This is a genomic window from Saccharopolyspora sp. NPDC047091, from assembly GCF_040643635.1.
Lineage (GTDB): Bacteria > Actinomycetota > Actinomycetes > Mycobacteriales > Pseudonocardiaceae > Saccharopolyspora_C.
Genome location: NZ_JBEYUS010000084.1, coordinates 1 through 24,822 on the forward strand (window position 1 = coordinate 1; position 24,822 = coordinate 24,822).

Below are 24,822 nucleotides of genomic sequence, written 5' to 3' on the forward strand. Positions count from 1 at the left end.
CTCGATCCGAACCCACAACTCGTCAGAGACGATCCACGGCGCAGCCATCACCCAAGATCATCTCAGCCCGAGATCACCAACGTGTTAGGGGCTCTAAGGGGCCATGAAGGTCTATTGCGTGTCTGCTATGCAGGGTCACGTGCCCTGCCCTTAGACACACCTATACGCTTGACTTCGAGGCCAAAGGCGGCATGCCACGCATGGGGCACCAGCGGCTGATGGCTTGGTACAGCGGCATGATGCGGGACGTCGAGCGCCCAGCCTTCGTTGACATCACAGGCGGACTCGACCGACATGAGTTGGCTTCAGCTACACGATGACCATGTGGAACACCGCCGACCGCGCCTGTACCATAGTTCCGCCATCGCCGGACAATCCCGACCTTTCCAAGGTATCAGTGGCCGGGCTCGCCATTCATTCACGCCGCCCGCAATGCACGTTAAATTCGGTCTCCGAGAGCCAGTCGGCGATGTGCATCTCGGGCGCGCTCGTCGGCGAGCGAAGCCCCGTAGCGACGCAGCATTTGCGGTGAGCGCCAGCCCATCAACCTCATCAGATCGGATTCGTTACCGCCTGCAGCGAGCCATTCGTGTGCGTTGGTGTGGCGGAACTGGTGGGCGTGCAGGTTGGCAAGCGGAGGATCGAGCGCCCGGCCACGGCGGCGCAGCATGATTTTGATGCCATTGGAAGCGAGCGGTCCGCGGTTCTTCTCACCGAGCCAGAGCTGGGGTGATTTGGCGAACTTCTCGCGGCTGCACACTCGAAGGTAGCGTGACAGCGCGAGTGAGGTGTTGGAGCCGATCGGCAACATCCGCGGCCGACTGCCCTTGCCCAGGACAAGCACCTGGTCCTGCTCCAAGTCGAGGTCGTCGACCTTGAGACCGGTGATCTCCGCCAGGCGACCGCCCGTATCGATCAGCAGCCGGATGATTGCGGCGTCGCGGCGGTTGATCAGGTCCTTGCCGTCGCACTGCTTGAGCAGCGCCTTGACCGTCGGCAACGGAACCACTGGTACCGGAACCTCGGGAACGTGCGGGGGCTTCATCCGTTGCATCGGCGAGACAGTGATCTCGTCCTCGTCGACCAAGAAGTGGAACCCCTGCTGCAAGGCGCGGAATCGGCCGTTGGCGGTCGCAAACTTGCGGGTCTCCAGCAGTTCCGTGGTCCAGTCACCGACGTCGGCGCGAGTGACCTCAGCGACGTCGCCGAGGCGATCTTGCGTCGCAAGCCAGTCGGCGAACCGGGACGCCGTCGAGACGTAGAGCTCGATGGTCTTGGGGGACTTGTTCCAGCGCTTCAGCGCCTTGCCGTAGTCCCGGATCAGGCCGTCCCGCTGCTCCCTCATGGGGCGAAATTAAGGGGTCGCTGTGCGCTGTGCAAGCAGAGCACCGCTGGTGCGGGAACCTCGTTTCCACAGTTCAGGCAACTAGAGTGGGCGCAGTTGGGTTCGAACCAACGACCCCTTGCTTGTAAGGCAAGTGCTCTTCCGCTGAGCTATGCGCCCCGGCGCGCGGCCGCCCGGAGGTCGGCCGCGCTTCGGCCGGATCACTGTACCGACCGGCCGTCGCCGGACCTCACGCGGCCAGTTCGGCCAGCGCCTTCTTCCAGACGTTCTGGTCGCGGGCCTCGCCGGGCTGGTTGACCTCGGCGAAGCGGACCTTGCCGTCCTTGTCGATGAGGAAGGTGCCGCGCAGCGCCATGCCCGCCGGCTCGTGGAACACGCCGTAGGCCTTGGCGACCTCGCCGTGCGGCCAGAAGTCGGACAGCAGCGGGAAGGTGTAGCCCTGCTGCTCCGACCACGCCTTCAGCGCGAACGGGGTGTCCACCGAGACGCCCAGCACCTGCACCTGGTCGTTCTGGAAGTCGGCCAGGTCATCGCGGACCTGGCACAGCTCGCCCTGGCAGACCCCGCTGAACGCGAAGGGGTAGAACACCAGCAGCACGTTCTTGTCGCCCTTGAAGCCGGACAGGGAGACCTGCTCCTTGTTGTAGTCCGGCAGCGTGAAGTCCGGAGCGTCGGCGCCGACCTCGACCGTCATGCGCGCACCCTTCTGTTCGGCCTGTGCACGTACGCCGCCGAACCTACACCGATCACGCACACCTGGGCACCGGTGGCAGGTAGCCACCGGTGCCCAGGTGGTGGGTACGGCGATCCGTCCGGCGCTGGGCCGAACTCGTCAGCGCTTGGACTTGGCCTTGCGGTAAGCGAGCCTGGTACCCATCCAGGCTTCCCCCAGACTCGCGTTCGAGGTCTGGGCCAGGTTGGACGTGGACGCTGCCTCAGCGATGTCACTGGGTTCCACGTAGCCGTCACGACCGGTCTTCGGCGTCAGCACCCAGATCACCCCCTCGTCAGCGAGAGGCGTCATCACGTCGAGGAGCGTGTCCGTCAGGTCACCGTCGTCGTCCCGCCACCACAGCAGTACGACGTCGACGACCTCGTCGGCATCCTCATCGAGCAGTTCGCTCCCGCAACGCTCCTCGATCGCGGCACGAACGGCGTCATCGACGTCCTCGTCCCAACCGATCTCCTGAACGACCATCTCCGGCTCGATGTCGAGCCTGTCGGCGACGTCGACTTCGCTCTTGCCGGCGTCTCCCGCGGCGACCACGGCGCTCTCACTCCTCCAATGCGGTGGTGCGGTGCCTCCACCGCACCCAGGTTGGGCAGATCTGGCCGATAGCGAACACTGCGGACCGCTTCCGGCGCAACTGCTGGGCGCACGACACGCCGGTATCCGGCGTGGAACACGACTGTAGGCGCCCACATCCAGGTCAGGCTAGAACGGTACCGCCAAGTAATGACCGCGGTGCACGCAGCGGCCGTGAAGATGGGGGACCATGGGACGTGTCGGGCGTCACCCCAGCCCGCGACAAGCACCGCAAGCAGTCGAGGAGTTCCTTTGCCCGCGCACAGCAACGACGTCGGCGGCACCCCGCAACGGGTGCGGGTCATCCGAGACGGTCTCGCCTCGCATCTCCCGGACATCGATCCGGAGGAGACCGAAGAATGGTTGCAGTCGTTCGACACGATGCTCGGCGAGCACGGCCAGCAGCGTGCCCGCTACCTGATGCTCCGCCTGCTGGAGCGCGCCCGCGAAGGCGGCGTCGGCGTACCCGCCCTGACCAGCACCGACTACGTCAACACCATCGCCACCGACCAGGAGCCCTGGTTCCCCGGCGATGAGGAGGTCGAACGGCGCTACCGCGCCTGGATGCGGTGGAACGCCGCGATCATGGTGCATCGTGCACAACGACCCGGGATCGGCGTCGGCGGGCACATCTCCTCGTTCGCCTCCTCCGCCAGCCTCTACGAGGTCGGGTTCAACCACTTCTTCCGCGGCAAGGACCACCCCGGCGGGGGCGACCACCTGTACATCCAGGGCCACGCCTCCCCCGGCATCTACGCCCGCGCCTTCCTCGAAGGCAGGTTGACCACCGACCAGCTCGACGGATTCCGCCAGGAGCACTCGCACGCGGGCCCCGGCGGCGGGCTGCCGTCCTACCCGCACCCGCGGCTGATGCCGGACTTCTGGGAGTTCCCGACCGTGTCGATGGGCCTCGGCCCGATGAACGCGATCTTCCAGGCCCGGTTCGACCGCTACTTGCACGACCGCGGCATCAAGGACACCAGCCGGCAACGGGTGTGGGCGTTCCTCGGCGACGGCGAGATGAACGAGCCCGAATCGCGCGGCCTGCTGCACGTTGCGGCCAACGAAGGGCTGGACAACCTCACGTTCGTCGTCAACTGCAACTTGCAGCAGCTCGACGGGCCGGTGCGCGGCAACGGGAAGATCATCCAGGAGCTGGAGTCGTTCTTCCGCGGTGCGGGCTGGAACGTCATCAAGGTCGTGTGGGGCCGCGAGTGGGACTCGCTGCTGCACGCCGACCGGGACGGCGCGCTGGTCAACCTGATGAACACCACGCCCGACGGCGACTTCCAGACCTACAAGGCCAACGACGGCGCCTTCGTCCGCGAGCACTTCTTCGGCCGCGACCCGCGCACCAAGGACATGGTCAAGGACCTCACCGACGACCAGGTGTGGGCGCTGCGCCGCGGCGGCCACGACTACCGGAAGGTCCACGCCGCCTACAAGGCCGCCACCGAGCACCACGGGCAGCCCACCGTCATCCTCGCGAAGACGATCAAGGGTTACGGGCTCGGCCCGCACTTCGAGGGCCGCAACGCCACGCACCAGATGAAGAAGATGACCCTGGACGACCTGAAGCTGTTCCGGGACAGCCTGCGGATCCCGATCAGCGACGAGCAGCTCGAGGCCGACCCGTACCTGCCGCCGTACTACCACCCCGGCGAGGACTCCCCCGAGATCCAGTACCTGCGGGAACGCCGCCAGCGCCTCGGCGGCTACCTGCCGGAACGGCGGGTGAAGCCGAAGCCGCTCGTGCTGCCCGGCGACGACGTCTACGACGTGATCCGGCGCGGCTCCGGCAAGCAGGAGGTCGCCACCACGATGGCGTTCGTCCGGCTGCTCAAGGACCTCGCCAAGGACCCCGAGATCGGGCCGCGGATCGTGCCGATCATCCCGGACGAGGCGCGGACCTTCGGGATGGACTCGATGTTCCCGTCGCAGAAGATCTACAACCCGAACGGCCAGTCCTACACGCCCGTCGACTACCGGCTGATGCTCGCCTACCGGGAGAGCGAACAGGGCCAGATCCTGCACGAAGGCATCAACGAAGCCGGCTCCAGCGCGTCGTTCACCGCCGCCGCGACCGCCTACGCCACGCACGGCGAACCGATGATCCCGATCTACATCTTCTACTCGATGTTCGGGTTCCAGCGCACCGGCGACAGCCTGTGGGCCGCCGGGGACCAGATGGCGCGCGGCTTCCTGCTCGGCGCCACCGCCGGTCGCACCACGCTCACCGGTGAGGGGCTGCAGCACGCCGACGGGCATTCGCTGCTGCTGGCGGCGACGAACCCGGCGGTGGTGTCCTACGACCCGGCGTGGGCGTTCGAAGTCGCGCACATCGTCAAGGACGGGCTGCGGCGGATGTACGGGCCGGACGCCGAGAACGTCTTCTACTACCTGACCGTCTACAACGAGCCGTACCGGCAGCCCGCCGAACCGGACGGCGTGGACGTGGACGGGCTGCTGCGCGGCCTGTACCTGTTCCGGCGCGGCACCGGCGGCTCCATCCCCGCGCAGGTGCTGGCCTCCGGGGTGGCGATGCCGGAGGCGCTGCGCGCCCAGCAGCTGCTCGCCGAGGAGTGGGACGTGCGGGCCGACGTGTGGTCGGCGACCTCGTGGACCGAACTGCGCCGCGAAGCCGAAGCCGTCGACCGGCACAACCTGCTGCACCCCGACTCCGAACCGCGGGTGCCGTACGTGACGCGGGCGCTGCTGGACACCGACGGCCCGGTGGTGGCGGTCAGCGACTGGATGCGGGCGGTGCCGGACCTGATCCGCTCGTGGGTGCCGGGCGACATGGTGAGCCTGGGCGCCGACGGGTTCGGCTTCTCCGACACCCGCCCGGCCGCGCGGCGGGTGTTCCTGGTGGACGCCGAGTCCACCGTGGTCGCCGTGCTCGCCGCCCTGGCCCGCCGCGGGCTCGTCGACCGGTCCCAGGTCACCGCCGCCGCCCAGCGCTACCGGCTCGGCGACGTGCGAGCCGCGGGCCCGCAGACGTCCGATCCCGGCGACGCTTGAGGTCTTGTCCGTGAAGTCCCGCGGCGGGCCGTGTCGGTCTCCTGTCAGCGGCGGAGCCGCTGAGCTGCCGACCACCCGAGCAACCGGCACCGCAGCGGGTTCTCAGCGGCTCCCTCGCGAGGACAGCGTTTTCGCATGTGGCGGAGCCACCTGCGAAAACGATCCCGCAGCGAGGGAGCCGCTGAGGTTCCGCCAACCGCGCCGCTGAGCAACGAGATGGAAGATCACCCCGGTTCAGACCCGGGCCGGGGCGAGCTGCTGTGACCTGGCGGTGCGGTTCCAGCTCCACCAGCCGTGCACCACCAGGGCGGCGAACACCACGTAGATCCCGGCGCTGAAGTACAAGCCGGACGCCAGCTGCAGCGGGACCCCGACCGCGTCCACGGCCAGCCACACCAGCCAGAACTCGACGAGCCCGCGCCCCTGCGCCCAGAACGCGACCGCGGTGCCCACGAAGATCCAGGCGTCCGGCCACGGCGCCCACGAGGCGTCCAGCGCGGTCAGCAGCAGCGCGAACCCGGTGGTGGCCCCGGCCAGCACGCCCAGCAGCACCAGGCGTTCCCGGAGCGTCCCCTTGCGCACCGCGACCCCGTACACCGGGTCGCTGCGGCGGCTCCACGCCCACCAGCCGTAGACGGAGATCAGCAGGATCACGATCTGCCGGACCGCCAGCCCGCCGAGCTGCGCCGACGCGTACACCGCGAACAGCAGCACCGTCGCGGTCACCTGCACCGGCCAGGTCGCCAAGGTGCGGCGCTGCGCCAGGAAGACCACGGCGAGCGCGCACAGCTGCCCCACCAGCTCCGCCCAGGAGATCTGCTGGCCCAGCACGGTGATCCCGTTGCCGAGCAACCATTCCGCCGCAGCGCGCACAACCCACTCCTCCCAGCCGGTCCTGGCGCCGGGGATGGTCGGGAACGCGGCGGGCACCGGTGCCCCGAAGAGCGACCGGTCCCGGTCGAGTGCCCGTGCGCCGCCTCCCATCCGGACTGTCACCGTCGGTCCCGGAATTCCACCGGATCGGCCGGGCTCCCCGGGCCGGGTTCGGCCGGGAGGCGCCGGTTCGCGGACTTTCACCGCCGGTTCGGAATCTCACCGAGCCCCGGAGCGCACGACTTTTCGTACTCCTGCCAACATCGTCGACCGCGGAAGTTGTTCCGTCGCCACCTCGTGGCTCGGATCACACCCCGGGTGAGTCGCCGCTCAGGTGATCGAACAGACGTGCACCTCGGGGTAGAGTGGGCGATCTCCGGTTGAACGGATCCGGTCGGCCGGACGGCCGGCGCACGACGCGAAGGGGGCGGCGGGGTGAACGACGTCGATCACGCGATCCTGGCGTTCGAGAGCGAGTTCTGGCGCTACCCGGGCAGCAAGGACCGCGTCATCCAGGAGCGGTTCGGCCTCTCGCCGACGCGCTACTACCAGCGGCTCAACCGGTTATTGGACGAACCGGAGGCGCTGGCCCAGCAGCCGGTCCTGGTCAAGCGCTTATTGCGCATGCGATCCGAACGCGCCGACCGCCGGGCCGCGGCCCCCGGGCACTGATCTTCGCGGCGCTGCCGGTCAGACGTCGGCAGCGGCCTGCTGCTCCGGCGTGAGCTGGCGCTCCTGCTGGATGCGGACGAGCTCGGCGAGCAGCGGCGCGGCCTGTTCCGGCGGCAGCGCGGTGAACGCGGCCTTGATCGACTCGGCGTCGCCCGCGGGCTGCGCGGGGGCCTGCGGCCCCTGCTGCTGCGGCACGGCGGGCGCGCCCTGCTGCTGCGGGGCGGCCTGCTGCAGCGGCGCCGGGGTCTGCGTGGCGAGCAGCCCGTTGACGAGGTCCACCAGCATCGCCACCGGGGTGCGCGGTCCGAGCGCGGTGTTCCAGCCGGCGATCTGCCCTTCCGGCCCGCGCGGGCCAAGCAGCTCGTTCTCGATGCGGCGCAGGATCGCGTCCTGTTCGGGCGTCATGTCGGCGTTCTCCTGTTCACTCGTGGCGAGTTCGGCCCGGAACCGGTCCAGGTCGACGTGGCCGGGGTCGATCTTGCCGGTCACGCTGGTCTCCTTGTGCCCGCGCGCGGCTTCGGGCGGAGCGCCGATGTGGTCCAGCACCGCCTTGGTCGCGGTCAGCGCGGCCGCGTACTGCTCGGGGCTGGGGCCCTGTTCGACGCCCTGGTAGTCCCATTCGAAGCCGACGTAGAGCACGTTGCCGTCCCCTTCGGGCACCGGTCCGGAGGCCCGCGCCTTCCCAGCGTGGTTGGCGCGTCCGGCCGAGATCAAGTGCACCACGCCGTCGAAGCCGATCAGCCCGTGGCACAGCGGCCCGGCCAGATCGGACCGGCCGTCGACGACGAGCTGCAGGCTCGGCGCCGGGTCCTCGTAGGAGGCGATCGTCGCGGTGTGGTGCTCCAGCACCCCGACCGGTTCGGGCTGGGCGCCCGAGTTCGCGGTCCGTTCCAGCCATCCGGGCGTTTCCACGACGGTGAGCCCCGCCGCCCGCAGCACGTCTCCCAGCCACACCAGCGGCAGAGCCATCGCCATCACTCCCCTGGCGGCCGTCGGTGGCCGCGTCGCCTGCTCCCATCGTGTCCCGCGGTGCGCCGCACCGGCCACGCCTGATCGGATGAAATGCCGCTGCGCTGCCGGTTTCCCCCGGCTGAACCGGCTGCGGCGGACGGGTGCACTTCGGACGGGTCCGCCGCGCACCGCGCCCTCGCGTACCCGGTGGCCCGGGCCGCGGTGCACGCAGTGCCCGGCACGGGGCGTCGCGGGGGCGTGCGATTCTGACGGCATGCAATCCGAAGGCGCAGGTGAACAAGGCGAACGCATTTCCTCGACCACCCTGCGCGCACTGGAGCGCGCTTCCGGGGACCTGGCGACGGCGAGCGTCGGTGCGATGGAGCAGCGGCTGCCGTGGTTCCGCCGGCTGCCCGCCGACCAGCGGGCGAGCGTGCTGCTGGTGACCCAGACCGGGGTGTCGAACTTCGTGGCCTGGATGCAGGACCCGACGGAGGCCATCCGGCTGACGGCGGAGGCGTTCCGCGCCGCCCCGAAGGACCTGTCGCGGTGGGTGAGCCTGCGGCAGACGCTGGACCTGGTGCGCGCGGCGATCGACGTGTTCGAACGGCGGCTGCCGGAACTGGCCGAGGAGGGGTCGGAGCGCACCGCGCTGACCGAGTCGATCCTGCGCTACACGCGGGAGATCGCGTTCGCGGCGGCCACCTCCTACGCGGCGGCGGCGGAGGCGCGCGGCGCGTGGGACGCGCGGCTGGAGGCGCTCGTCGTGGACGGCATCGTCCGCGGCGACCCGGAGGAGTCGCTGCTGTCGCGGGCGGCCGCGCTCGGCTGGGAACCCGGTTCGGAGGCGACGGTGCTGGTGGGCACGGCGCCGTCCGACGACCCGCCGACGGTCATCTACCAGGTGCGCCGGAGCGCGGCCCGCGCCGGACGTCCGGTGCTGCTCGGCGTGCAGGGCACCCGGCTGGTGGTGGTGTTCGGCGGCCCGTCCGACGACCACGGCGCGCTGGCGGCGGCGGACAAGCTGGCGGAGGCCTTCGACAGCGGCCCGGTGGTGGTCGGGCCGACGGTGACGAGCCTGTCGGAGGCGCACCGTTCGGCGGCGGACGCGATGTCCGGGCTGCGCGCGGTGGTGGCCTGGCCGACGGCGCCGCGCCCGGTGCCCGCGGAAGACCTGCTGCCGGAACGGGCGCTGGCCGGTGATCCGGAGGCGGAGCGGCAACTGGTGGAGGGCATCGTGCTGCCGCTGGTGGACGCGGGCGGCGCGCTGCTGGAGACGGTGGACACCTACCTGGAGCTGGGCGGCGTGCTGGAGAACTGCGCGCGGCAGCTGTACGTGCACCCGAACACGGTGCGGTACCGGCTGCGCCGGGTCGCGGAGCTCACCGGCCGCACCCCGGCGAACGCGCGGGACGCGCTGGTGCTGCGCGTAGCGTTGTCGGTGGGGCGGCTGGCCAGGGCCCGCGGGCTGTGGTGATCGACACCCGGTTCGCCGCCGGAACGTCACCGAACCGGCACGAGCGACAACGAATCACGGTGCGTGATGCCCGAATCGTCGTCACGCTTGTAGACACTCCACAAGATTGTGCCTCGGACTTCGTCCGTACCGGCATCACGCCGATCTCGGTCGGCCATGTGTAGTAGCAGGGTGATCGCGCTCCTCGCTCCCGGACAGGGCTCGCAAGCCCCCGGCATGCTCTCCCCCTGGCTCGAACCGGACGGCGCCCGCGAGCGCGTCGAGGCCTGGTCGGAGCACGCCGGTCTGGACCTCGTCCGGCTGGGCACCACCGCCGACGCGGACGAGATCAAGGACACCGCGGTCACGCAGCCGCTGGTGGTGGCGCTGTCCCTGCTGGCGGCCGAGCAGCTGCGCGCCCGCTTCGACGTGCCCGCGGAGACCCCGGTGGCGGGTCACTCGGTCGGCGAGCTGGCGGCGGCGGCGATCGCAGGCGTGCTCTCCCCCGACGACGCGGTCGCGCTGGCCGCGGTGCGCGGCCGGGAGATGGCGGCGGCGTGCGCGCTGGAGCCGACCGCGATGTCCGCGGTGATGGGCGGGGACCGGGACGCCGTGATCGGCCACCTGGAAGCCCTCGGCCTGGACCCGGCGAACTGCAACGGCGCGGGCCAGATCGTCGCGGCGGGCCGCAAGCCCGCGCTGGAGGCACTGGCCGAGGAGCCGCTGCCCGGCACGAAGGTGCGTCCGCTGGCCGTGGCAGGCGCGTTCCACACCCGCTTCATGGCTCCCGCGCAGGACGCGTTCGGCGCGCGGGCCCAGGAGGTCGCGGCGAAGGACCCGTCGTTCCCACTGCTGTCCAATTCGGACGGTTCGTTCGTCGGGTCGGGCGACGAGTTCGTGCGCCTGCTCGTCGCGCAGATCACCCGGCCGGTGCGCTGGGACCACTGCATGACCGCCCTCGCCGAGCGCGGGGTGACGGCCGTGGTCGAGTTCCCGCCCGCCGGTGCGCTGACCGGCCTGGTGCGCCGCGAGCTCAAGGGCACCAAGACCGTGGCGCTGAAGAAGCCCGAAGACCTCGACAAGGTCGCAGACCTGCTGGCAGCGGACTCGGAGGAGACCGCCCAGGACGCGAACACCTCTGGGAGCGATGCGTGAGCACACCGACCCTGCGCAAGTCCACCGGACCGGCGGCGACCAAGCTGCTCGGCTTCGGTAGCACCCAGGGCAACCGGGTCGTGACCAACCACGACCTGGCCAAGATCGTCGACACGAACGACGAGTGGATCCAGCAGCGCGTCGGCATCGTGCACCGCCGTCTCGGCGACGAGGACCAGACCGTCGTGTCGATGGCCGTGGAGGCCGGTTCGAAGGCCATCGCCGACGCGGGCCTGACCCCGGCGGACGTCGACCAGGTCATCATCGCGACCTGCACGATGCCGGGCGGCATCCCCAACGCGGCCGCGCAGGTCGCCGACAAGATCGGCATCAAGGCCTCCGGCGCGTTCGACCTCAACGCCGCCTGCGCCGGGTTCTGCTACGCGCTCAACACCGCGTCGGACATGGTGCTGGCCGGTTCGGCCCGCCGGGTGCTGGTGATCGGTTCCGAGCGGTTCCAGGAGTGGATCGACTGGGAGGACCGGGGGAACTGCATCATCTTCGCCGACGGCGCGGGTGCCGCGGTCGTGGGTCCGGCCGACGAGCCGGGCATCGCCCCGGCCGCGCTGGGCAGCGCCGGGGACCTGGTCGACACCATCTACCTGCGCGACGGCAAGTACATCTACCAGGAGGGCCAGTCGGTCTTCCGCTGGGCGACCACGCAGATCGCCCCGGTGGCGATGCGGGCCGTGGAGCTCGCGGGCCTGCAGCTGTCCGATGTGGACGCTCTCGTCGCGCACCAGGCGAACCTGCGGATCGTCGAGGGCATCGCCAAGAAGCTGCAGAGCCAGGGTGCCCGCGACGACCTGGTGGTCGCGCGTGACATCGTCTACTCGGGCAACACCTCGGCCGCGTCGATCCCGCTCGCGATCGACCACATGCGGTCGGCGGGCGAGCTCTCCAGCGGCGATGTGCTGCTGCTGGTCGGTTTCGGGGCTGGATTGTCCTACGCCGGCCAGGTCGTGATCTGTCCCTGAGCGCGTCCGCGCTCACCAAGACCGCCGCGGGCACGTCCGCGGTGACCACCGCAACAACGAAAGGAACCATCGTGGCGAACGAGGAAATCGCGCAGGGTCTCGCCGGCATCGTCGAAGAGGTCGCGGGCGTGGACGCCGACGAGGTCACCGTCGAGAAGTCCTTCGTCGACGACCTCGACATCGACTCGCTGTCGATGGTCGAGATCGCCGTGCAGGCCGAGGACAAGTTCGGCGTCAAGATCCCGGACGACCAGCTCGCGAACCTCAAGACCGTCGGTGATGCGGTCGACTACATCACCAAGAACGCATGACGGCGACCGACGTCGTCATCACCGGGATGGGCGCGACGACACCACTCGGTGGTGACGTCGCGTCCACCTGGGACGGTCTGCTGACCGGTCGCAGCGGGGTGCGCAGGCTGACGGCGGAATGGGTCGACAAGTACGACCTGCCCGCCAAGATCGGCGCTCCCCTGGTCGTGGAGCCCGCCGAGGTGCTGCCCCGCGTGCAGCTGCGCCGGCTGGACCGCTGCCAGGCGATCGCGATCATCGCGGCCCGCCAGGCCTGGAGCGACGCCGGTTACGACATGCCCACCGACGAGCACCAGTCGGTGGACCCGGATCGGCTCGGTGTCGCGCTCGGCACCGGGATCGGCGGTCCGGTGACGCTGCTCGACCAGGACGACCTGCTGGAGCAGCACGGACTGCGCAAGATCTCGCCGCTGACCGTGCCGATGCTCATGCCCAACGGGCCCGCCGCGCACGTCGGCATCGACCTGCGCGCGCGAGCCGGCGTGCACTCCCCCGCCTCCGCCTGCGCTTCCGGCGCGGAAGGGCTGGCGCGCGGGTGGGACATGATCCGCTCCGGGCAGGCCGACGTGGTCGTGGCCGGTGGCGCCGAGTCCTGCATCCACCAGATCACCGTGGCCGGGTTCTGCCAGGCCCGGACGCTGAGCACGCGCAACGACGAGCCGGAGCTGGCATCGCGCCCGTTCGACACGGGCCGGGACGGCTTCGTCCTCGGCGAAGGCGCCGGCGTGGTGATCCTGGAGAGCGCCGAGCACGCCAAGGCGCGCGGGGCGCGGATCTACGGCCGGCTGGGCGGGGTGGGCATCACCTCCGACGCCTACCACATCACCGGCAGCCACCCGGACGGCGTCGGCCAGGTCAACGCGATGACGCAGGCAGTGCGCACCGCGGGCCTGTCGAACTCGGACATCGAGCACGTCAACGCGCACGCCACCTCGACCGTGGTCGGTGACGTGGGCGAGGCCGCGGCGATCCGCAAGGCGTTCGGCGACGGAGTGGCGCTGACCGCGCCGAAGAGCGCGCTCGGGCACCTCGTGGGCGGCGCCGGTGCGGTCGAGAGCATCGTGACGCTGCTGTCGATCTACCACGGGCAGATCCCGCCCACCCGCAACCTCGACGAGCTCGACCCGAAGGTGGAGCTGGACGTGGTGACGGACAAGCCGCGGCACGTCGAGGTGTCGGCCGCGGTGAACAACTCCTTCGGCTTCGGCGGGCACAACGTGGCCTTGGCCTTCACCAAGGCCTGATCGCCCCCGGCCGCTCGCGCGAGCGCCCCGTCTCCCGGTGCGAACCGGAGGGCGGGGCGCTTCTCGTTTCCCGGGGTTCTCGTTCCCGGGGTTCTCGTTCCCGGAGTGCCGTCAGCAGGAAACGGCGAGGGCGCTGCCCGGCAGGCTGTTGGTGTCCAGCCGGAACCCGCCGCCGTCCACGACCATCGGGTAGACCACCCGCCACCGCAGGCAGCCCTCCTGCATCCCGACCGGGGCGTCCTTCGGGTCCTGGGTGCTGACGAAGGTCATCAGGACGCGCACCGAGTCGTCCGGTCCCGGTTCGATCCGGTGCACCTTGATGGCGGCGTCGCGGGTGGTGGCGTACTCGCGCTGCCACTTGTCCTCGGGCAGCTGCTGCTGCTTGGCCGCGACGACCGTGGTCTTCCAGGTCTCGTAGCGGCGCGTGTTGATCGCGTTGAAGTGCATCTGCAGCGTCCAGCGGATGTCCGCGTGGTCCGGGTGCTCGTCCGCGTCGGGGGTGAACTCGATGTTGGCGTACTCGGAGTTCGCCGGCTGCCCCGCGACCTCGCCGTCGATGCTCGCGGGCATCGTGTCCGGGTAGTACTGCTGCGCCGCGACGCCGCCCGCGCCCGCCGCGATCAGCACGAGCGCGGCGATCGGCACCCCCCACTTCCACCAGGAGTGCTGCGAACGACCGGCCGGAGAATACGACTGCACGCCGATCAGCTTCCCACAACCGCGCCCGCCGCGGCCCCACCGGGCGTGGACCGGAACTCGCGCGGTTCCCGCCGTCGGGCCTGCGCAGTGGGTTTCGTCGGTTTCCGGCGGGCTCCGGGATTCCGCTTCCCGAGCCGCCGCGGCGGGACGGGTCAGCCGACGCGGTGCAGCCAGCTGACCGGCGCACCGTCGCCCGCGTGGCGGAACAGTTCCAGTTCCGCGTCCCAGGCGGCGCCGAGCAGCTGGTCGACGCGGTGGGTGAACGATTCCGAGCCGCGGCTGTTCGCGGCGAGCGTGCGCAGCTGGTCCTCGCTGACGACGATGTCGCCGTTGGCGCTGGTGCGCGCGTTCCACAGGCCGAGTCCCGGCACGTGGCAGAAGCGCTGCCCGTCGATGCCGGGGCTGGGGTCCTCGGTGATCTCGAAGCGCAGCATCGGCCACGCGCGCAGCGCGGTGACCAGCCGGGATCCGGTGCCGGGTTCGCCGGTCCAGGTGAGTTCGGCGCGCAACTGCCCGGGTGCTGCGGGTTGCGCCGTCCAGCGGAGTTCGGTCCGCGTGCCGAGTGCGCCGGCCACGGCCCACTCGATGTGCGGACAGACCGCAGACGGCGACGAGTGGACGTAGACCACGCCACTTGTGCTGCCACGGGTGCTCACTGCTGACCTCCGCTGTTCGACGAGGGACGTCTTCCCCTACGACCTCATCGTGCGGGTGGTCCGATCTCCCGATCACGGGTGATCGGCGTCATTCTGCACGCGCCTCGCCCGCCGTCGCCACATGAACCGGGTGAACTCCCCGTCCGGGCGACCCGGTTCGGCTACGGTTCGCCGGGTGCCCCTGGCCCGTTCGGCGCGGGGTCGTCGCAGTTCCGGGCGCACCCGTGCGGCCCAGCGGGCGGCCCGAACGGCGCAGCGCGGCAGGTGCGGACGAGTGGCCGATACCACTCGATCGGGGGAGTACTCGGAGTAGGCGAGAATGCGGACCGGGCCCGGTGGCGGCAGGCCGGTCCGGATTTCGGGGACGGGAGTCGACGATGCGGGTGGTGCGGCTCGGCGAGGAGCCGACCGAGATCGGCGCGGACATCCGGGCGGCGGTGACCGCCTGGGGCCCGGGCGACGGGGTGTTCGGCGGTGTCGCGGTGTGCGGGGCGCGGCCGCCGGGAGCGCCGCGGGCGCTGGACGCGGTGCTGGTGCTGCCGCGCGGCATCGTGGTGGTGCTGGGCGTCGACCTGCCCGGTTCGGTGCTGTCCCTGGAGGCCCCGGTGCAGACGCCGTGGACGGTGGACGGCTGGCCGCTGCTGCGCCAGGAGGCGGCGGTGAACCCCGCGCTGGCGGCGCTGGAGTCGGCGTCCGCGCTGGCCCGCGCGTTGCAGACCCGCGGCGCGGAGCCGTTGCCGGTAGCCGCGATCGTGGCCGTGGGCCCGTACGTGGAGCGGGTCACCCAGCCGACGGGCGACCTGCACCGCGGGGTGCGGGTGCTGTACCCGTCGACGACGAGCATGCTCGCCGCGGTCCGCGAGCTGGCCACCTACGAGCGGGCGTGCGGGGTGGAGGCGGCCCGGGCCGTGCTGGACGTGCTCGACGAGGGGACGCGTTCGCTGTCGGTGGCGGAGCTGACCGCGGAGGGCTTCCCGGATTCGGTGGCGCCGGACCTCGCCGCGGCGAGCACGCTGCTGATCCCGAAGGTGGCGGACGAGCCGCGACCGGAGCCGCCCGCGCGCCCGGCCGGGCTGCGGGGACGGCTCGCGGCGCTGCCGGGCCGGTCGAAGCTGCTCGTGCTGGGCGCGGTGGCGCTGGTGCTGGTCGGCGCGGTGTCCGCGCTGCTGATGGCCGGGGCTTCGGAGGAGGAGCGGGAGGTCGCGGCGCAACAGGTGGACGGAGTCGCGTTCACCCGGACCAGCGCGGAGCGCGGCGGGGACTGCACGGAGGCCGCGTTCGGGGACGTGCGGGCGTGGTTCCAGCGGCACCCGTGCGAGGGACTGTCCCGGCAGGTCTTCGACGGGGAGACCGCGGGCCGGTCGGCGGTCGTGTCGGTCGCGGTGGTGGACCTGGGTTCGGCGACGTCGGCTCGGAACCTGCGGGAACTGCTGAACACCCCGGGTTCCGGTGGCATCGCCGACGCGGGCGCGGAGCCGGGTGCGCCGAGCTCGCCGGAGTTCGCGGACGCGGCGGCCGCGGTGCAGCAGACGGGCGGGCGGCTGCGCGTGGTCCAAGCGGCGTGGGCCGAGGGCGGGTCCGATCCGGACGACGTCTCCCTCCGCGCCCTCGCCGAACGAGCCCTCCGCCTCCGCACTCCCGCCTGAGAACACCCGCGCGGCGGAGGTTGCTCCGCAGCGGCGTCGCGCCGCCCCCGTCCTCCCACCGGCGGTGCCGCTGAGCGGACGATCACCGGCGCAACCGGCACCGCCGCGGGTTCTCAGCGGTGTTCTCGCGAGGGCCGCGCTTCCTCCCGCGGCGGAGGGCCACCGGTGGGACGCGCGACGAGGACTCCGCCGACCGCCCGTCTCCGAACCTGCCCGGCGGGTCTCGTCGGTTTCCCGTCAGCGGCGAAGCCGCTGAGCCGACGACCACCGGAGCAGCTCGCACCGCCGCTGAGGTTCCGCCACCCGAGCACTACGCGGCAGGAGCAGCGAGACAGGCAGTGAGCTTCCGCCACCTGCCCCGCGCCGCAGCACGAGACGCGGGCGCCTCAACCCCAGAAGGTCGCCGGGGAGGTCGCGCACCCGGATTCGGAGCAGGGCCGCGCCACCGGCCGCACGTCGGTCCCGTCGACGAGCCACTGCCTGCCGTCGGCGACGGACACGAGGTAGCGGCCGACGCGGTCCGCGGACAGCTGCACCTGGTCGGCGCCGAGGTCACCGCCGGTGCTGAACGGGGTGCCACCACCGACGGCCTGACCGTTGTCCGCGTCGAGCGTGGCGATCCGCATCCGTTCCGCACCGCCGCAGTCGGCGGCGGCGAGCACCGCGAGGTTCCGGTCGGCCCAGGCGAGCGCGCGCGGGCCGCAGGTGCCCGCGGGCGGGCTCATCGGCCGCCCGAGCTCGGTGCCGCCGGGCGCCACGACGTGGATCGCCGCGTCCGAGGTGAGCACGGCGACGCGGCCGCCGTTCCCGACGGCGAGGTCGTCCACCTGCTGACCGGCGGGGACGGCTATCCGCCGCGGCCGGTCGGCTCCGTCGACGACGATCTCGCCCGCGTCGGAGTAGGCGACCAGGCCGTCACCCGCGGCGAGCGCGCCCGCTCCGGTCCGGTGCGCCACCGGACGCACGATGCCGTCGGCCCCGAGCGCGACGATGTCGCTGCCCTCCGCGGCCGGGACGGCCGCGTACACGCGGTTCCCGTCGGCGGCGAGCGGTCCCTGCGCCGGTGCGGGCAGGTCGGCGAGCACGTCGGTGCGCTTCCCGCTGAGCACGTCGAACGACGCGAGCGTGGCGGCGGGCGCCGCGACGTAGCTGTTCGGCGCGATGCTGACGGGTTCGGGGGCCTGCGGGCCGGTGGGCACCACGGCGAGGACCACGAGGAACGCGGCGGTGGCGGCGACCGCGATCCCGCCCGCGGCGAGCAGTGGTCGCCGCGAGGGCCTGCGGGATCGGCGTTGCCGCGCGGCCAGCAGCCTGGGCAGCGTGTCCCCGCGCGGTTCGACGTCGTCGACGATGGCGTGCAGCGCGTTGCGCAGCTCCTCGACGTCCTGCGTGTCGTTCGACTCGCTCACACCCGCTCCCGCAGCAGATCCGACAGCCGTGCCACTCCCCGCGAGCAGTACGACTTCACCGCACCTTGGCTCACGCCCATCAGCTTCGCGGTCCGCGCTTCGCTGAAGTCGGCGTAGTAGCGCAGCACCACCGCTTCCCGCTGCCTGCGCGGCAGGTGGGTGAGCGCGTCGGCGAGCACCGCCCGGTCCAGTCCGCGCCCGGTGTCGTCCGGGCGCGAGTCCTCGGTGGCGATCCGAGGTTGGTAGCGCTTGGCGACCATCCGGCGTCGCAGCACCGACCGGGCCCGGTTGAGCACCGCCTGCCGCAGGAACGCCAGCGCCTTCTCCGGGTCGCGCAGCCGCGTCCTGGAGTCGAACACCCGCACGTAGGCGTCCTGCACGATGTCCTCCGCGGAGGCGCGATCATCGACGAGCAGCACGGCTATGCGCAGCAGTTGCCGGTAGTTCTCCTGGTAGAGCTCGGTCAGTTTGGTCGTCAGTTCATCCATGGCCGCCAGCCCGTCGCCCGGCCAGGCGGTCACGGGCAATGCGATCGAAACCGTCACATCTCTGCACGACGCCCGAGACCCCCTTCGCGGTTGGCAGCCGACGCGGACCGGATTTCCGCCGTTGGCTCCGACCGGCGGAGAGGCGCAGCTTACCGTCCGCCACGAACGGCCTCGCGGAGTGATCGTCGGCGCCGGGTGCGGAGACCGGTCGCCGGCGCGCCCCGGGCGGGTCGGTGCAGGCCGCGCGGGCTGCGGATTCACCGTCGCGACGGGGTTTTCGACACCCGGCGGGCGGGGTGGTCCACAGCGGACGGAGGTGGTCGTGGTCCGGCTCCGTCCGGACGCGGCGACGAGTGGGAATCGACACATCCAAGATCATCTGGATGCCGTATCCGCTGGTCAGCCGATCAGCGCCGCACTCACTCGCCCGTTTGGCAGCCGATGCCGCCGGGTGCGCGTTCGACTACCGTCGGCGGCGATACGGGATCTGTTCCGCGTTCGGCATGCGATGGGAGGATAGGCGGCCTCCCGGCCGCCTGAACCGACATGAAGTTCGGCATCTCGACGTTCAACACCGACGAAGGCATCGGGCCCGCGGAGCTGGGTCGCGCCCTCGAGGAACGCGGGTTCGACGCGCTGTTCCTCGCCGAGCACACCCACATCCCGGCGAGCCGCGAGACCCCCTATCCGGGCGGGGGCGACCTGCCGCGCATCTACTACCGCACCCTGGACCCGTTCATCAGCCTCACCGCGGCGGCGGCCGTGACGGAGAACCTGGTGCTGGGCACCGGGATCGCGCTGATGGTGCAGCGCGATCCGATCACCACGGCGAAGGAGGTCGCCAGCCTCGACCTCGTCTCGGGCGGACGGGTCGTGTTCGGCATCGGCGCGGGCTGGAACCGCGACGAGATGCGCAACCACGGCACCGATCCGGGCCGCCGCGGCGCGCTGATGGACGAGCGGATCCGGGCGATGCGCGAGATCTGGACGAACGAGCTCGCCGAGTTCCACGGGGAGCACGTGGACTTCGACCCGGTGTACTCGTGGCCGAAGCCGGTGCAGCACCCGCACCCGCCGATCTACGTCGGCGGCGAGAGCGAGCGCTCCTTCGACCGCGTCGCCGAGTACGGCGGCGGCTGGCTGCCCCGGGCGGGCACCGAGAACCTGGGCGAGCTGGTGGAGAAGGTGCGCGAGCGCGCCGGGTGGCGGGTTCCGGTGTCCCTGTACGCGGCCCCGAAGGACGCACCGCTGGAGGAGTACGCGGCGGCCGGGGTGGATCGCGTGCTGTTCTTCCTCCCGACGAAGCCGCGGGACGCGACGCTGGAACGGCTCGACCTGCTCGCCGGCGTGGTGGACCGGTACCGCTGAGCCGCGCGGGGGCGGCCGGTGCCGACGGCCGCCCCTTACATCCTGGTTACTTCCCGGTCTTGCACTGGACATGGGGGACATCGCAGGCAGATCCTTGCGACTGCTTTGCAGATCGGTGCGATCAACACGGCATGTTGCGTGCACAACTGCTTGATCGCGGAAACGGAGACCGGGGACGGTGGCGAACACGACGACAACGACGCCGACGGACGAGGCGTCACCGCGGCGGAAGTGGAACCCCCAGCAGATCCTCGTGTGGACGCTGGTGGCGGTGGTCGGGGCGATCGCTTGGGGCGTCATCGCGCTCAGCCGCGGCGAGGAGATCTCCGCCGCGTGGCTGGTGTTCGCCGCGCTGGCCTCCTACGCGATCGGCTACCGGTTCTACGCGCGGTTCATCGCCTACCGGGTGCTGCGGACCGACGACACCCGCGCGACCCCGGCGGAACGGCTGAACAACGCGGCCGACTTCCAGCCGACCGACCGCCGAGTGCTGTTCGGCCACCACTTCGCGGCGATCGCGGGCGCGGGACCGCTGGTGGGGCCGGTGCTGGCCGCGCAGATGGGCTACCTGCCCGGCACGATCTGGATCATCGTCGGCGTGGTGTTCGCGGGCGCCGTGCAGGACATGGTGGTGCTGTTCTTCTCCACCCGCCGCGACGGCCGCAGCCTCGGGCAGATGGCGCGGGAGGAGATCGGTCCGGTCGGCGGCATCGCGGCGCTCATCGCCGTGCTCGCCATCATGATCATCCTGCTGGCGGTGCTGGCGCTCGTCGTGGTCGGCGCGCTGAAGGGCTCGCCGTGGGGCACGTTCTCCATCGGCATGACCATCCCGATCGCCCTGTTCATGGGCATCTACCTGCGGTTCCTGCGGCCCGGCCGGATCATCGAGACCTCGATCATCGGGATCGCGCTGCTGCTGCTGAGCATCATCGGCGGCAGCTGGGTCGCCGACTCCGCGCTCGCCGGGGCGTTCACGCTCTCCGGCAACGAGGTGGTGCTGGCGCTCGTCGTGTACGGCTTCATCGCCTCGGTGCTGCCGGTGTGGATGCTGCTGGCGCCGCGGGACTACCTGAGCACCTTCATGAAGGTCGGCGTCATCGTGATGCTCGCGGTGTCGATCCTCATCGCGATGCCGGTGATGAAGACCGAGGCGGTCACCGAGTTCGCCTTCAACGGCCAGGGCCCGGTGTTCGCGGGCACCCTGTTCCCGTTCGTGTTCATCCAGATCGCCTGCGGGGCGCTGTCCGGGTTCCACGCGCTGGTGTCCTCCGGCACCACCCCGAAGCTGATCGAGAAGGAGTCGCAGGTCCGCGTCATCGGCTACGGCGGCATGCTCACCGAGTCGTTCGTGGCGATCATGGCGCTGGCCGCGGCCTGCATCATCGACCCGGGCATGTACTACGCGATGAACATGCCCAGCGCGGCGCTCGGCGAGACCCTGCAGTCCGCCTCCGACGCGGTCGCCGGGGTCGGGTTCTCCATCAGCCCCGAGCAGCTCGCCGCCGCGGCCGCCGCCGTGGACGAGGAGACCCTCGTCGGGCGCAGCGGCGGCGCACCGACCCTCGCGCTCGGCCTGTCCGAGGTGTTCTCGCAGGTCCTCGGCGGGGACGCGATGCGGGCGTTCTGGTACCACTTCGCGGTCATGTTCGAGGCGCTGTTCATCCTCACCACCGTCGACGCGGGCACCCGGGTGGGGCGGTTCATGCTCCAGGACACCGTCGGCAACGTGTGGAAGCGCTTCGGCGACGTCACCTGGAAGCCCGGCATCTGGATCTCCAGCGCCGCCATCGTCGGCGGCTGGGGCTACTTCCTGTGGACCGGGGTCAACGACCCGCTGGGCGGCATCAACCAGCTGTTCCCGCTGTTCGGCATCGCCAACCAGCTGCTGGCCGCGGTGGCGCTGGCCGTCGCCACCACCGTGCTGATCAAGTCGGGGCGGGCGAAGTACGCGTGGGTGACGATCGTGCCGCTGGCCTGGGACGCCGTGGTGACGCTGACCGCCAGCTGGCAGAAGGTGTTCTCCGCGGACCCGAAGCTCGGCTTCTTCGCGCAGCGCGGCGCCTACCAGGCCGCGATCGACGCCGGGCAGACCAGCAAGGGCTCGGCGGCCACCGTCGACGAGATGCGGCAGGTCGTCACGAACTCCACGGTGTGCGGCGTGCTCAGCGTGCTGTTCGCGGTGCTCATCCTGGTGGTGCTCGCCGACGCGGTCCGGGTGTGGATCAAGGCGCTGCGCAGCACCGAACCGCTGCCCGACACCGAGACCCCGCACACCGAATCGGAGCTGTGGGCGCCGTCCGGGCTGATCCCCACCGCCGAGGAGCGGCGGATCATGCGGGAACGGCGCGATCCGGAGGACCGGCAGGAAGTGGGCGCGGGGACGTGAGCCCCCGGTCCGCCGCCGCGCGGGCGGTGCTGTCCCGGTTGGGACGCTCCGCCCGCGAGGCTTGGCAGATCACCCGCGGCATCGTCGGCGAAACCGCCTACGAGCGGTACCTGGAGCACCACCGCGCGCACCACCCCGGCACGCCGCCGCTGGGCGAACGGGACTTCTGGCGCAGGCACGTCGACCGCGGTGACGTGAACCCGGGGTCGCGCTGCTGCTGATCACCGGCGGCGCGGGCGTTCGACCGCCCTCCCACCGAGGTGCGCGGAACTCCCGGGCCGAGGAACGTCGTTCCCGTCGGATGCGGCCGACGCGACGGGGAGGACGCCATGCAGAAGATCATCACGTGCCTGTGGTTCGACGGGCAGGCCGAAGAGGCGGCGCGGTTCTACACCTCGATCTTCCCGGACTCCCGGATCACCGAGGTCCTGCGCCACGGCGAAGCCGGGCCGGGTGAGCCGGGCACGGTGCTCACGGTGACGTTCGAGCTCGCCGGCCAGGAGTTCCTCGGCCTCAACGGCGGGCCCGAGTTCACCTTCAGCGAAGCCATCTCGTTGCACGTGGACTGCACTTCGCAGGACGAGGTGGACCGGATGACGACGCGGCTCACCGCGGGCGGCGAGCAGGGGCCGTGCGGCTGGGTGAAGGACCGCTACGGCCTGTCCTGGCAGGTGGTGCCGCGCGAACTCACCGACATGCTGCACGACCCCGATCCGGTGCGGTCGGACCGCGTGATGCGGCAGATGCTCACGATGCACAAGCTCGACCTGGAACCGCTGCGCCGCGCCTACCTCGCGGAGTGAGCGGACCGTTCGTCCGATCCCGTTGGCCGAACGGGCCGTTCACTCGGGTCCGCGTGCTGCGACGCGTGGTGCGCGGACCGTTCGTCCCGTTCGGTCGGTCTCGCTCACGGCGGGAGCGGTTCGCCGCGGGCGGCGAGGCGGGCCCGGAGGTCCGCGTTCTCCGCTTCCAGCGCGTCGAGGCGGGCGTGCGTGCGGGCCAGATCCGCCTCGGAGTAGCGGTGCGGGATGTGCTTCGGGCAGTTCCAGTCGTGCGCCTCGACCTCGATCAGCACCAACCGCTCGACCCGGCCGCCGGCGCGCGGCGCATCGAGTCGCGCGGCGAGCGTCGGGTCCTCGTCGAGCGCGTGCACCGCGGCGCGGCCGAACAGCTTCAGCCGGGTGCGCGTCGCGTAGTCCATGAAGAACAGCGCGACCCGCGGATCACCGCGCAGGTTCCCGTCGGTGATGTACTGCCGGTTCCCGCGCACGTCCGCGTAGCCGAGGGTGCGCTCGTCGAGGACGTGCACGAAGCCGGGCGGGCCGCCGCGGAACTGCACGTAGGGCCAACCGGTCTCCCCCACCGAGGCCAGGTAGCAGCCGTCGCGGGCGGCGATGAACGCGCGCTCCCGCTCCCCCAGCGGGTCCGGTTCCAGCCCGACGCCCGAGCCCAGTTCGGCGCGGTGCGCGGGGCGGCTGCCCTGCTCGACCTGCATGGCGCGCACCGCGTCGGTGAACGCCAGCCGTGCGTACCTGCTCATCGTGCTCCCTCCGCCCGGTACACCCTCACCCAGCGGCTCGGACGACCGGATTCCGGCGTTGGGGAAAGGAGATCCGCTTTTCCAGACGGGGAAACGCGCGGCGCCTTTTCCGCCCGCAACCCGCTCAGCCGGAGAGCCGCGCGCCAAGGCAGACTGAACGGTCCACAACGGAGGAGGATGATGTGAGCGATCTCCAGGTCGAGGACACCAAGGTCGGCGAGGGCGCCGAGGCCCAGCCCGACAACGTCGTGACCCTGCACTACACGGGCACGCTCAGCGACGGTTCGAAGTTCGACTCGTCGCACGACCGGGGCGAGGGCCTGACCTTCGTGCTGGGTTCCGGCCAGGTCATCGAGGGCTGGGACAGGGGCGTCGTCGGCATGCGCGTCGGCGGTACCCGCACCCTGGTGATCCCGCCCGAGCAGGCGTACGGCGAGCGCGGCGTCCCGCCGATCATCCCGCCGAACTCCACGCTGCACTTCGACGTCGAGCTCCTCGAGGTCAAGTGAGCCTCCGCCTGCCTGCGCGCCGGTCGGTGCGCAGGCAGGCGGCCACGCATTTCAACCGTTGAAACGACGGTAGGATCGATGCGGTGGAGCCCTGGGAGACCTCGCCGCAGCGGCGCGCGTGGCGGCCGTACATCGAGACGAGCCTGCTGCTGGAGACCCGCCTGGACGAGGACCTGCGCGCGTCCGCCGGGATGAGCTTGATGGACTACCACGTGCTGCTCGTCCTCTCGGAATGCCCGGAGCAGCGGCTGCGGATGGGCGAGCTGGCCGCGCGCATGGTGTTCTCGCCGAGCAGGCTGACCTACCAGGTGAAAGTCCTGGAGCGCCGCGGTTGGGTGGTGCGGCACCCGTCCCCGGATGATCGGCGCGTGCACCACGCGGTGCTGACCGCCGCCGGGCTGGAGGCGCTGCGGGCGGCGGACGAGCACCACGTGCGGACGGTGCGGCGGTTGTTCACCGACGATCTCGACGAGCAGGAGCTGGACGTGCTCCGCCGCGTGTTCACCCGCACCCAGGACCGGCTGCGCGGCACCGGCTGATTCCGGGCGTGGCGCTCGTCACGCCCTCCTCGGAATACTTCACGGACGGCATCCGTTCGACCAGTTAGTTCAAATCTTAAGGATGTGGTCGTGATGCAGTTCGGGATCTTCAGCGTGGGGGATGTGACTCCGGATCCGACGTCGGGGCGTACGCCGTCGGAGGCGGAGCGGATTCGGGCGATGGTGCGCATCGCGGAGAAGGCGGAGGAGGTGGGCCTGGACGTGTTCGCGACGGGTGAGCATCACAATCCGCCGTTCGTGCCCAGTTCGC

25 protein-coding genes, 1 tRNA gene and 1 riboswitch are annotated in these 24,822 nt (G+C 71.1%); of the genes, 15 read left to right on the top strand and 11 right to left on the bottom strand.

The genetic code is table 11. The annotated features are described in order from the left end of the window. Positions 1–439: 439 nt before the first annotated feature. From ABZ805_RS25925 to ABZ805_RS25940, 4 genes are all read right to left on the bottom strand, one after another. Positions 440–1,345: a site-specific integrase gene (locus ABZ805_RS25925; protein WP_358445428.1), complete on the bottom strand. Its 906-nt coding sequence runs from the start codon at positions 1,343–1,345 to the stop codon at positions 440–442. An 87-nt stretch (positions 1,346–1,432) separates the two neighbouring features. Then, positions 1,433–1,504: transfer RNA gene (locus tag ABZ805_RS25930), tRNA-Val, on the bottom strand. A gap of 70 nt (positions 1,505–1,574) precedes the next feature. Further along, positions 1,575–2,039 (bottom strand): peroxiredoxin, encoded by a 465-nt coding sequence (locus tag ABZ805_RS25935; RefSeq protein ID WP_224963069.1) that lies wholly within the window; start codon positions 2,037–2,039, stop codon positions 1,575–1,577. 138 nt (positions 2,040–2,177) lie between these two features. Beyond that, the gene (locus ABZ805_RS25940; protein WP_184477758.1) at positions 2,178–2,612 is read right to left on the bottom strand and encodes a DUF3052 domain-containing protein; all 435 of its coding nucleotides are present in this window, start codon (positions 2,610–2,612) and stop codon (positions 2,178–2,180) included. 291 nt (positions 2,613–2,903) lie between these two features. Here ABZ805_RS25940 and aceE point away from each other — a divergent pair, with 291 nt between their 5' ends. Next, the gene (aceE, locus tag ABZ805_RS25945) at positions 2,904–5,672 is read left to right on the top strand and encodes a pyruvate dehydrogenase (acetyl-transferring), homodimeric type (protein ID WP_358445432.1); all 2,769 of its coding nucleotides are present in this window, start codon (positions 2,904–2,906) and stop codon (positions 5,670–5,672) included. 234 nt (positions 5,673–5,906) lie between these two features. Here the strand turns inward: aceE and ABZ805_RS25950 are convergent, their stop codons facing one another. Continuing rightward, complete coding sequence (locus tag ABZ805_RS25950) at positions 5,907–6,545, bottom strand: nicotinamide mononucleotide transporter family protein (protein WP_358445435.1); 639 nt, start codon at positions 6,543–6,545, stop codon at positions 5,907–5,909. 95 nt (positions 6,546–6,640) lie between these two features. Further along, a riboswitch (FMN riboswitch) is annotated at positions 6,641–6,785 on the bottom strand. 195 nt (positions 6,786–6,980) lie between these two features. Here ABZ805_RS25950 and ABZ805_RS25955 point away from each other — a divergent pair. Continuing rightward, entirely contained in the window at positions 6,981–7,217 is a 237-nt protein-coding gene (locus ABZ805_RS25955) for a DUF3263 domain-containing protein (protein WP_358445437.1), read from the top strand. 18 nt (positions 7,218–7,235) lie between these two features. Here ABZ805_RS25955 and ABZ805_RS25960 read toward each other — a convergent pair whose 3' ends face one another. Beyond that, the gene (locus ABZ805_RS25960; protein ID WP_358445440.1) at positions 7,236–8,186 is read right to left on the bottom strand and encodes an N-acetylmuramoyl-L-alanine amidase; all 951 of its coding nucleotides are present in this window, start codon (positions 8,184–8,186) and stop codon (positions 7,236–7,238) included. A gap of 256 nt (positions 8,187–8,442) precedes the next feature. Between ABZ805_RS25960 and ABZ805_RS25965 the strand changes: the two genes are divergently transcribed. The 5 genes from ABZ805_RS25965 to ABZ805_RS25985 all read left to right on the top strand — a co-directional run bounded on the left by ABZ805_RS25965 (position 8,443) and on the right by ABZ805_RS25985 (position 13,311). Continuing rightward, positions 8,443–9,645 carry a helix-turn-helix domain-containing protein gene (locus ABZ805_RS25965; RefSeq protein WP_358445442.1) on the top strand — a complete coding sequence of 401 codons (1,203 nt, stop codon included), beginning with the start codon at positions 8,443–8,445 and terminating at the stop codon, positions 9,643–9,645. A 156-nt stretch (positions 9,646–9,801) separates the two neighbouring features. Then, positions 9,802–10,779 (top strand): ACP S-malonyltransferase, encoded by a 978-nt coding sequence (locus ABZ805_RS25970; RefSeq protein ID WP_358445445.1) that lies wholly within the window; start codon positions 9,802–9,804, stop codon positions 10,777–10,779. After that, positions 10,776–11,756, top strand: a complete 981-nt coding sequence (locus tag ABZ805_RS25975) for a beta-ketoacyl-ACP synthase III (RefSeq protein WP_358445448.1) — start codon at positions 10,776–10,778, stop codon at positions 11,754–11,756. The genes ABZ805_RS25970 and ABZ805_RS25975 overlap by 4 nt, the downstream gene beginning before the upstream one ends. Before the next feature lie 68 nt (positions 11,757–11,824). Beyond that, the gene (locus ABZ805_RS25980) at positions 11,825–12,067 is read left to right on the top strand and encodes an acyl carrier protein (RefSeq protein WP_358445487.1); all 243 of its coding nucleotides are present in this window, start codon (positions 11,825–11,827) and stop codon (positions 12,065–12,067) included. After that, on the top strand, positions 12,064–13,311 hold the full coding sequence (locus ABZ805_RS25985) for a beta-ketoacyl-[acyl-carrier-protein] synthase family protein (RefSeq protein WP_358445451.1): 1,248 nt from the start codon (positions 12,064–12,066) through the stop codon (positions 13,309–13,311). Before ABZ805_RS25980 ends, ABZ805_RS25985 begins: the two co-directional genes overlap by 4 nt. Before the next feature lie 111 nt (positions 13,312–13,422). Here ABZ805_RS25985 and ABZ805_RS25990 read toward each other — a convergent pair whose 3' ends face one another. Both ABZ805_RS25990 and ABZ805_RS25995 read right to left on the bottom strand, forming a co-directional pair. Continuing rightward, a complete protein-coding gene (locus tag ABZ805_RS25990) occupies positions 13,423–13,956 on the bottom strand; it encodes a hypothetical protein (protein ID WP_358445453.1) in 534 nt (177 codons plus the stop codon). A gap of 206 nt (positions 13,957–14,162) precedes the next feature. After that, on the bottom strand, positions 14,163–14,666 hold the full coding sequence (locus ABZ805_RS25995) for a DUF3145 domain-containing protein (RefSeq protein WP_358445456.1): 504 nt from the start codon (positions 14,664–14,666) through the stop codon (positions 14,163–14,165). A gap of 377 nt (positions 14,667–15,043) precedes the next feature. Here ABZ805_RS25995 and ABZ805_RS26000 point away from each other — a divergent pair, with 377 nt between their 5' ends. Further along, positions 15,044–16,312: a hypothetical protein gene (locus ABZ805_RS26000; RefSeq protein ID WP_358445459.1), complete on the top strand. Its 1,269-nt coding sequence runs from the start codon at positions 15,044–15,046 to the stop codon at positions 16,310–16,312. Between the two features lie 386 nt (positions 16,313–16,698). Here ABZ805_RS26000 and ABZ805_RS26005 read toward each other — a convergent pair whose 3' ends face one another. Together ABZ805_RS26005 and ABZ805_RS26010 are read right to left on the bottom strand one after the other, a co-directional pair. Continuing rightward, positions 16,699–17,721, bottom strand: coding sequence for a hypothetical protein (locus tag ABZ805_RS26005; protein WP_358445462.1), 1,023 nt, complete (start codon positions 17,719–17,721; stop codon positions 16,699–16,701). After that, positions 17,718–18,242 (bottom strand): SigE family RNA polymerase sigma factor, encoded by a 525-nt coding sequence (locus ABZ805_RS26010; RefSeq protein WP_358445465.1) that lies wholly within the window; start codon positions 18,240–18,242, stop codon positions 17,718–17,720. The genes ABZ805_RS26005 and ABZ805_RS26010 overlap by 4 nt, the downstream gene beginning before the upstream one ends. 513 nt (positions 18,243–18,755) lie before the next feature. Between ABZ805_RS26010 and ABZ805_RS26015 the strand changes: the two genes are divergently transcribed. The 4 genes from ABZ805_RS26015 (at position 18,756) to ABZ805_RS26030 (ending at position 22,766) form a co-directional block, all read left to right on the top strand. Continuing rightward, positions 18,756–19,577 (top strand): LLM class F420-dependent oxidoreductase, encoded by an 822-nt coding sequence (locus tag ABZ805_RS26015; RefSeq protein WP_358445468.1) that lies wholly within the window; start codon positions 18,756–18,758, stop codon positions 19,575–19,577. A gap of 247 nt (positions 19,578–19,824) precedes the next feature. After that, positions 19,825–21,963, top strand: coding sequence for a carbon starvation CstA family protein (locus ABZ805_RS26020; RefSeq protein WP_358445490.1), 2,139 nt, complete (start codon positions 19,825–19,827; stop codon positions 21,961–21,963). Beyond that, positions 21,960–22,184, top strand: coding sequence for a YbdD/YjiX family protein (locus tag ABZ805_RS26025; RefSeq protein ID WP_358445471.1), 225 nt, complete (start codon positions 21,960–21,962; stop codon positions 22,182–22,184). Before ABZ805_RS26020 ends, ABZ805_RS26025 begins: the two co-directional genes overlap by 4 nt. Positions 22,185–22,292: 108 nt before the next feature. Continuing rightward, a complete protein-coding gene (locus ABZ805_RS26030; RefSeq protein ID WP_358445474.1) occupies positions 22,293–22,766 on the top strand; it encodes a VOC family protein in 474 nt (157 codons plus the stop codon). Between the two features lie 104 nt (positions 22,767–22,870). Here the strand turns inward: ABZ805_RS26030 and ABZ805_RS26035 are convergent, their stop codons facing one another. After that, the gene (locus ABZ805_RS26035) at positions 22,871–23,503 is read right to left on the bottom strand and encodes a pyridoxamine 5'-phosphate oxidase family protein (protein WP_358445476.1); all 633 of its coding nucleotides are present in this window, start codon (positions 23,501–23,503) and stop codon (positions 22,871–22,873) included. A gap of 182 nt (positions 23,504–23,685) precedes the next feature. On the opposite strand from ABZ805_RS26035, the gene ABZ805_RS26040 reads away from it, so the two are divergent. The 3 genes from ABZ805_RS26040 to ABZ805_RS26050 form a co-directional block, all read left to right on the top strand. Further along, positions 23,686–24,012: an FKBP-type peptidyl-prolyl cis-trans isomerase gene (locus ABZ805_RS26040; protein WP_358445479.1), complete on the top strand. Its 327-nt coding sequence runs from the start codon at positions 23,686–23,688 to the stop codon at positions 24,010–24,012. An 83-nt stretch (positions 24,013–24,095) separates the two neighbouring features. After that, complete coding sequence (locus ABZ805_RS26045) at positions 24,096–24,551, top strand: MarR family transcriptional regulator (RefSeq protein WP_358445482.1); 456 nt, start codon at positions 24,096–24,098, stop codon at positions 24,549–24,551. Between the two features lie 93 nt (positions 24,552–24,644). Continuing rightward, positions 24,645–24,822 (top strand): LLM class flavin-dependent oxidoreductase (locus ABZ805_RS26050; RefSeq protein ID WP_358445484.1); only part of this gene is annotated, 178 nt, incomplete at its 3' end.

Coding starts and splice junctions, on each gene's coding strand:
- ABZ805_RS26030 (WP_358445474.1), top strand. CDS start 22,293: ATGCAGAAGATCATCACGTGCCTGTGGTTCGACGGGCAGGCCGAAGAG.
- ABZ805_RS25970 (WP_358445445.1), top strand. CDS start 9,802: ATGTGTAGTAGCAGGGTGATCGCGCTCCTCGCTCCCGGACAGGGCTCG.
- ABZ805_RS25985 (WP_358445451.1), top strand. CDS start 12,064: ATGACGGCGACCGACGTCGTCATCACCGGGATGGGCGCGACGACACCA.
- ABZ805_RS26000 (WP_358445459.1), top strand. CDS start 15,044: ATGCGGGTGGTGCGGCTCGGCGAGGAGCCGACCGAGATCGGCGCGGAC.
- ABZ805_RS25935 (WP_224963069.1), bottom strand. CDS start 2,039: ATGACGGTCGAGGTCGGCGCCGACGCTCCGGACTTCACGCTGCCGGAC.
- ABZ805_RS25960 (WP_358445440.1), bottom strand. CDS start 8,186: ATGGCTCTGCCGCTGGTGTGGCTGGGAGACGTGCTGCGGGCGGCGGGG.
- ABZ805_RS26015 (WP_358445468.1), top strand. CDS start 18,756: ATGAAGTTCGGCATCTCGACGTTCAACACCGACGAAGGCATCGGGCCC.
- ABZ805_RS25925 (WP_358445428.1), bottom strand. CDS start 1,345: ATGAGGGAGCAGCGGGACGGCCTGATCCGGGACTACGGCAAGGCGCTG.
- ABZ805_RS25965 (WP_358445442.1), top strand. CDS start 8,443: ATGCAATCCGAAGGCGCAGGTGAACAAGGCGAACGCATTTCCTCGACC.
- ABZ805_RS26035 (WP_358445476.1), bottom strand. CDS start 23,503: ATGAGCAGGTACGCACGGCTGGCGTTCACCGACGCGGTGCGCGCCATG.